Here is an 8,034-nt window from a genome sequence, read left to right on the forward strand (position 1 = left end):
TGGCGCAGGGCTGGCTGGCGGAGGAGCGGCTTGAGCCGGCCCGCCTGCTGGTCGTCACGCGTGGCGGTGTCGCCGCTTCGGCGGGCGAGCGCGTCACGGACCTGGCGGCAGCCGCCGTCTGGGGTCTGCTGCGGTCCGCGCAGTCGGAGAACCCGGGCCGGATCGTCCTCGCCGACCTCCCGGCCGACGGCGCTCGGTCCGTCGCCCTGCTGCCGTCCGTCCTGGACAGCGGCGAGGCGGAACTCGCCGTCCGTGGCACGACCGCCTACGGCAGGCGCCTGACCCGCCCGTCCGGCGAGCTGGCGATGCCGGAAGGCGCGTGGCGACTGGTGCCGGACGAAGGCGGCTCGCTGGACGGGCTGCGGTTCGAGTCCGGCCCCGAGGCGGCTGTGCCCGCCGGACACGTCCGGGTCGCGGTGAAGGCCGCCGGCCTGAACTTCCGGGACGTCCTGATCGGCCTGGGCATGTACCCGGGCGGCGGAGTGCTGGGCAGCGAGGTCGCCGGTGTCGTGGTCGAGACCGGGTCCGGCGTCACCGGCCTGACGGTCGGTGACCGCGTGATGGGCGTCGCGGACGGCGGGTTCGGCCCGCTGACCGTCACCGACGCCCGGCACCTGGTCCGCATCCCCGACCAGTGGACCTACGCCGAGGCCGCGTCGGTGCCCAGCGCCTTCATGACGGCCTGGTACGCGCTGGTCGAGCTGGCCGGTGTGCGTGCGGGTCAGCGGGTGCTGATTCATGCGGGTGCGGGTGGTGTGGGTATGGCGGCCGTGCAGATCGCTCGGCACCTGGGTGCGGAGGTGTTCGCTACGGCGAGTCCGGCGAAGTGGCCGGTGCTGGAGCGGCTGGGCCTGGACGCCGGGCACATCGCGTCGTCGCGTGACGGGGGCTTCGAGGAGGCGTTCGGTGCTGGTGTGGACGTGGTCGTCAACTCGCTGGCCGGTGAGCTGACCGACGCGTCGCTGAGGCTCCTGCCGCGTGGCGGGGCGTTCGTGGAGATGGGTGCGACCGATCTCCGTGACCCGGCTGCGGTGGCGGCCGAGCACCCCGGGGTGACCTACCGGGCGTTCAACCTGGCGGAAGCCGGTCCCGGGGGTCTCGGTGCCATGCTGTCCCAGGTCAGCGCGCTGATGGAGCAGGGCGCGCTGTCGCTGCTGCCGGTACGGGCATGGGACGTGCGGCGCGCGAAGGAGGCGTTCCGATTCATGTCGCAGGCCAAGCACACCGGCAAGATCGTCCTGACCATCCCGGCGACCCCCGTGGCCGCCCGCCTCTCGGCGCCGGTGGCAGCGCGGACGGCCCTGGTGACCGGTGGCACCGGCACCCTGGGCAGCCTGGCGGCACGTCACCTCGCGGCGACCGGCCGCGCCGACTCGGTCGTCCTGACCAGCCGTTCCGGAGCCGGCGCGCAGGGCGTCGCCGAACTCGCCGCGCAGCTCGCGGAGTCGGGCACCTCGGTGCGCGTCGTCGCCTGTGACACGGCCGAGCGCGACGAGCTCGCGACGGTCCTGGCCGGCATCCCGGCCGAGGCCCCGCTGCGCACCGTCATCCACACCGCCGGCGTCCTGGACGACGCCACGATCGGCTCGCTGACGGCGGACCGGATCGCGTCGGTGATGCGGCCCAAGGCGGACGGCGCGTGGAATCTCCACGAGCTGACCCGGCACCTGGACCTCGACCACTTCGCCCTGTTCTCCTCGGCGGCGGCGGCGTTCTCCAGCCCCGGCCAGGGCAACTACGTCGCGGCGAACGCGTTCCTCGACGCGCTGGCCGCCGACCGCACCGCCTCCGGCCTCCCGGCGACCTCCCTGTGCTGGGGTCTGTGGGCCGAGGCCAGCGCGCTGACCGGCCAGCTCACCGAGGCCGAGCGGGCCCGCATCAACCGGGGCGGCATCAGCGCGCTGAGCGCCGAGGAGGGCCTCGCCCTGCTCGACACGGCGCTCACCCGCGACGAGGCCGTCCTCGTCCCGGCCAAGCTCGACCTGGCCGGACTGCGCGCCCAGTCCACCCGCAGCACCGAAGTCCCGTCCCTGTGGCGGGCGTTGGTCGGCGCGGGCACCGGCCGCCGGGCGGCGGCGTCCGACAGCACCCCGGCCGGACCGGAGGCGCTGCACCGGGAACTGGCCGCCCTGTCCGAGCAGGAGCGGGAGGTGCGGCTCGTCGACCTGGTCCGCGCCCACGCGGCGGCCGTCCTCGGACACGCCTCCGCGGGCGCCGTCGAGACCACCCGGGCCTTCACCGACCTGGGCTTCGACTCGCTGACCGCCGTCGAACTGCGCAACCGGCTGAGCGGTGCGACCGGGACCCGGCTCCCGGCCACCCTCGTCTTCGACTACCCCAACCCGGCCGAACTGGCCGCGTTCCTCGGGCAGAAGCTGGCACCGAAGCTCGGCGACAGCGCCGGCGACAGCGCCGGTGCGGGTACCCCGGACGCCGCCGAGTCGACGCTCCGCAAGGCGCTCGCGACCGTGCCGCTGGCCCGCTTCCGCGAGGCGGGGCTGATGGAGGCCCTGATGCGGCTCGCGGGCGTCCGCGAAGAGGCCCTGGCGTCCTCCGACACGGTCGAGGACATCGACGCCCTCGACGCGGAGAGCCTGATCCGCATGGCCCTGGACGGCGAGTCGGAATGAAGTCTCTGAACATCAGCGCGTGCGCGTGGAGGAAGAGGAAGCGATGACCGGAACACCTGACAAGCTCCTGGAAGCGCTGCGGGCCTCCGTCAAGGAGACGGAGCGCCTCCGGCAGCGCAACCGACAGCTTGTCGAGGCGTCGTCCGCGCCCGTGGCCATCGTCGGCATGAGCTGCCGCCTCCCGGGCGGGGTCACCACGCCCGAGGAGCTGTGGGAGCTGCTCGGCGCGGGCGGCGACGCCATCTCCGGCTTCCCCACCGACCGCGGCTGGGACACCGAGGGCGTGTACGACCCGGACCCCGACCACCAGGGCACCTCCTACGTGGTCGAGGGCGGGTTCCTCGAAGGCGCGGCCGACTTCGACGCCGGACTGTTCGGGATCAGCCCCCGCGAGGCCCTCGCGATGGACCCGCAGCAGCGCCTCCTCCTGGAGTCGTCGTGGGAGGCGCTGGAGCGCGCGGGGGTCACCCCGACCTCCCTGCGCGGCTCCACGACCGGTGTCTTCGTCGGCGTCGCTCCCACCGACTACGTCGGCCACCCCGGCCTGCGGACCGTCGAAGGCGTCGAGGGACACCTCCCGACGGGAGGCGCGGCCAGTGTGATGTCCGGCCGCATCTCCTACCTCCTCGGCCTCCAGGGGCCCGCCGTGTCCATCGACACCGCGTGCTCCTCCTCCCTGGTGGCCCTGCACATCGCCGCCCAGTCCGTGCGCTCCGGCGAGTGCTCGCTCGCCCTGGTCGGCGGTGTCACGGTGATGGCCTCGCCCTCGGGCTTCGTCGGCTTCTCCCGCCAGCGCGGCCTCGCCGAGGACGGCCGCTGCAAGGCCTTCTCGGCGGACGCCGACGGCATGGGCATGGGCGAGGGCGTCGGCATGCTGGTGCTGGAGAGCCTCTCCGACGCCCAGCGCAACGGCCACCCGGTCCTCGCCGTCATCCGAGGCTCGGCGGTCAACCAGGACGGCGCCTCCAACGGCATGACCGCCCCCAACGGCCCCTCCCAGCAGCGCGTCATCCGCGCCGCCCTCGCCAACGCGCACGTCGCCGCGACCGACGTGGACGTGGTCGAGGCCCACGGCACGGGCACCGCGCTCGGCGACCCGATCGAGGCGCAGGCGCTGCTCGCGACCTACGGCCAGGACCGGCCCGAGGACCGACCCCTCTGGCTGGGCTCGGTGAAGTCGAACATCGGCCACCCCCAGCAGGCCGCCGGTGTCGCCGGCGTCATCAAGATGGTGCTCGCCCTCCAGCACGAGGAACTCCCGCGCACCCTCCACGCCGACGAGCCGTCCCCCCACATCGACTGGACCGAGGGCCACGTACAGCTCCTCACCGAGGCCCGCCCCTGGCAGCCCGGCGAGCGGCCCCGCCGGGCGGGTGTCTCCTCCTTCGGCATCAGCGGCACCAACGCCCACGTCATCCTGGAAGAGGCGCCTGCCGCCGAGCCCTCCGGTGAGCCTGAGCCGACGACCACCCCGGTGGTGTCGGGCGCGGACGCCTGGCTCGTGTCGTCGCGCACGGCTGCCGGTCTGTCGGCGCAGGCGGACCGGCTGCGGGAGTGGGTGACCGCCCGTCCCGAGCTGCGACCCGCCGACGTGGCCTGGTCGTTGGCGACCTCGCGTTCGGTGTTCGAGCACCGGGCCGTGGTGCTGGGCGCAGAGGGGTTGGGGGCTCTGGCCGAGGGCACGGCCAGTGGCGATGTGGTGTCGGGGGTGGCGAGATCCGGAGCGCGTCCGGTGTTCGTGTTCCCGGGCCAGGGGTCGCAGTGGCTCGGCATGGGGCGTGAACTGGCCCAGGTCAGCCCGGTGTTCGCGGCGCGGCTTGCGGAGTGCGCGGAGGCGCTGAAGCCGTACGTCGAGTGGTCGCTCACGGACGTCCTGGCGGAAGGCCCGCTGGAAGCCGCCGACATGGTTCAGCCGGTGCTGTGGGCTGTGATGGTGTCGCTGGCTGCGGTGTGGGAGGCGGCCGGTGTCGCTCCCGATGCCGTGGTCGGTCACTCTCAGGGTGAGATCGCGGCGGCCACGGTCGCCGGGATGCTGTCCTTGGAGGACGGCGCTCGTGTGGTGGCCCTGCGGTCCCGGTCGCTGAAGGTGCTTGCGGGTGCGGGTGGCATGCTGTCCGTCGCCGCTTCCGCCGAGGTGGTGAAGGGTCGGCTGGACGACCGTGTCGCGCTGGCGGCGGTCAACGGCCCGGCGGCGGTGGTGATTTCGGGTGAGCCGCAGGCTCTTGAAGAGTTGAAGGCGCAGTTCGAGGCCGAGGGCATCCGGGCTCGCATGGTGGCGGTGGATTACGCCTCGCACGGCCCGCAGGTGGACCGCCTTGAGGCGGAGATCCGCGAGGTCCTGGCCGGGATCTCCCCGCGCAAGGGCCGGGTCCCGATGGTGTCGTCGATGTCGGGCGAGACCCTGACCGGCGAAGAGTTGGACGCGGGTTACTGGTACGACAGCCTCCGCAACACCGTCCACTTCGACCCCGCCGTCCGCACCCTCTCCCAGCAGGGCCACCAACTCTTCATCGAAGTCTCCCCCCACCCCGTCCTCACCGGCGCCATCACCGACACGCTGGAAGAGGTCGCCGAGGTCGGTGTCGTGCCCGCGGCGGTGTGTGGCACCCTGCGCCGGGACGACGACAGCGCGACCCGCATCGTGACCTCGCTCGCCGAGGCATGGACCCAGGGCGCCCCCGTCGACTGGACGAAGGTCCTCCCCGCAGCCGAACGCACAGAACTCCCCACGTACGCCTTCCAGCACGAGCGCTACTGGCCGAAGACGGTGACGGCCACGGGCGGCGACGCGTCCTCCCTGGGCCTGGGTTCCCTGGCCCACCCCCTGCTCAGCGCGGTGGTGGAGCTGGCCGACGGCGCGGGCGTCGTCTGCACCGGACTCCTCTCGGTCCGCACGCACCCCTGGCTGACCGATCACCGCGTCGGCGGCGTGACCCTCCTGCCCGGCACCGGTTTCGTGGAACTCGCCGTCCAGGCAGGCGACTTGGTGGGCTCCGGCGTACTGGAGGAACTCACCCTCCAGGCACCGCTGATCGTGCCGGACGGCGGCGCGGGTGTTCAGGTGCAGGTGGCCGTGGGCACCGAGGAGACCGGCGGACGCCGGTCGGTGGAGGTGTACTCGCGGACCGACGGCGCCGGCGAGACGTGGATCCGCCACGCGTCCGGCGTCCTCGCGCCGGCCGGTCGGACCGTGGACACCGATGAGGAGTTCGCCGTCTGGCCCCCGCACGGGGCGAGCACCGTGGACGTCGGCGGCATGTACGAGGCGCTGGCGGCGGCGTCGTACGAGTACGGCCCGGTGTTCCAGGGCCTGAAGGCGGTCTGGCGGCGCGACGGCGAGGTCTTCGCCGAGGTCGAGCTGGCCCAGGACGAGGCTTCGCAGGCCACCGCGTTCGGCCTGCACCCGGCGCTGCTCGACGCGGTGCTCCAGGCGGGCGCGCTGGCCGAGGCGCCCGGGGGTGCCACGCCGGACGACGCCGGTGAGGTGCGGCTGCCGTTCGCGTGGACCGGCGTCGAGCTGTACGCGACCGGCGCGTCCACCCTGCGGGCGCGGATCCGCCGGGACGGGCAGGGCAGCCTGTCGTTCACGGCCGTGGACGTCGCCGGTGCCCCGGTCGTCTCGGTGGCCTCGCTGATCACCCGCGCGGTGACGGCCGAGCAGCTGAAGGCGCCCGAAACCGGCCTCGCGGACGCGCTGTTCGCGATGGACTGGGTGCCGGTCCCCGAGTCGGCCGCCCCGGCGGGGGAGTGGGCGCTGCTCGGCGAGGACCGCTTCGGCCTGACCGAGGCGCTGGCCGGTGTCGGCGTTCAGGTCCGGCCCCTCACCGACCTGACGGAGTCCGCCCCCGACGTGGTGCTGACCTGCGTCGGCACCGGCCGACTGACCGGCACCGACGCGGCGCGGGAGGCACAGGACGCCACCGCCGAGGCCCTGGCGCTGGTGCAGAACTGGCTCACCGAGGAGCGCTTCGAGGACGCCCGCCTCGTCGTCGTCACCCGGGGCGGCGTCGCCGCGTCCGCAGGCGAGGGCGTCACCGACCTCGCGGCAGCCGCCGCCCGTGGCCTGCTGCGTTCCGCGCAGTCGGAGAACCCGGGCCGGATCGTCCTGGCCGACCTCCCGGCCGACGACGACCGCTCCGCCGCCCTCCTGCCGTCCGTCCTGGACTGCGGCGAACCCGAACTGGCCCTGCGCGACGCGGTCGCCTACGGCCGCCGCCTGACCCGCCCGTCCGGCGACCTGGTGGCACCCGAGGGCCCGTGGCGGCTCACGCCGGACGAGACCGGCTCGCTGGAGGGGCTGAGCCTGGCGCCCGCACCGGACGCGGACGGCCCGCTGCCGGACGGCTGGGTGCGGATCGCGGTCCGCGCGGCCGGCCTGAACTTCAAGGACGTCCTGATCAGCCTGGGCATGTACCCGGGCGGCGGCGTCCTCGGCACCGAGGTCGCCGGTGTCGTGACCGAGACCGGGTCCGGCGTCACCGGCCTGACGGTCGGCGACCGGGTCATGGGCGTCGCGGCCGGCGGCTTCGGCCCGCTGGCCGTCACCGACGCCCGACAGGCCGTGCGCATCCCCGACGGCTGGTCCTTCACGGACGCCGCCTCCGTCCCGGTCGCCTTCATGACGGCCTGGTACGCGCTGGTCGAGCTGGCCGGTGTGCGTGCGGGGCAGCGGGTGCTGATCCACGCGGGCGCCGGTGGCGTCGGTATGGCCGCCGTGCAGATCGCGCGGCACCTGGGCGCGGAGGTGTTCGCTACGGCGAGCCCGGCGAAGTGGCCGGTGCTGGAGCGGCTGGGCCTGGACGCCGAGCACATCGCGTCGTCGCGTGACGGGGGCTTCGAGGAGGCGTTCCGCGCTGGTGTGGATGTCGTGGTCAACTCGCTGGCCGGTGAGCTGACCGACGCGTCGCTGAGGCTCCTGCCGCGTGGTGGGGCGTTCGTGGAGATGGGTGCGACCGATCTCCGTGACCCGGCCGCGGTGGCGGCCGAACACCCCGGGGTGACCTACCGGGCGTTCAACCTGGCGGAAGCCGGTCCCGAAGGCATCGGCGAGATGCTCGGCCGGATCAGCACGCTGCTGGCCGAGGGCGCCCTGTCGCTGCTCCCGGTGCGCGCGTGGGACGTGCGGCGGGCGCGCGAAGCGTTCCGGTTCATGTCCCAGGCCAAGCACACGGGCAAGCTGGTCCTGACGATCCCGAGCGCACCCCACACGGGCCCCGCGACGGCCCTCGTCACCGGCGGCACCGGCACCCTGGGCGCCCTGGTGGCCCGCCACCTGGTGGACACGGGCCGCACCAACTCGCTGCTGCTCACCAGCCGTTCCGGCGCCGACGCCCCGGGTGTGGCCCAACTCGCCGCGCACCTCGCCGAGTCGGGCGCGTCGGTGCACGTGGCCGCCTGCGACGCG

Annotated in this window: 2 protein-coding genes; both read left to right on the top strand. The window is 74.2% G+C overall.

The genetic code is table 11. The features are described 5' to 3' along the window. On the top strand, positions 1–2,630 hold a 2,630-nt coding region (locus tag ACVNF4_RS28940), incomplete at its 5' end, for a type I polyketide synthase (RefSeq protein WP_461805835.1). A 25-nt stretch (positions 2,631–2,655) separates the two neighbouring features. After that, a partial coding sequence (locus ACVNF4_RS28945; protein WP_461805836.1) for a beta-ketoacyl synthase N-terminal-like domain-containing protein occupies positions 2,656–8,034 on the top strand: 5,379 nt, incomplete at its 3' end.

Source organism: Streptomyces sp. S6, assembly GCF_054880855.1.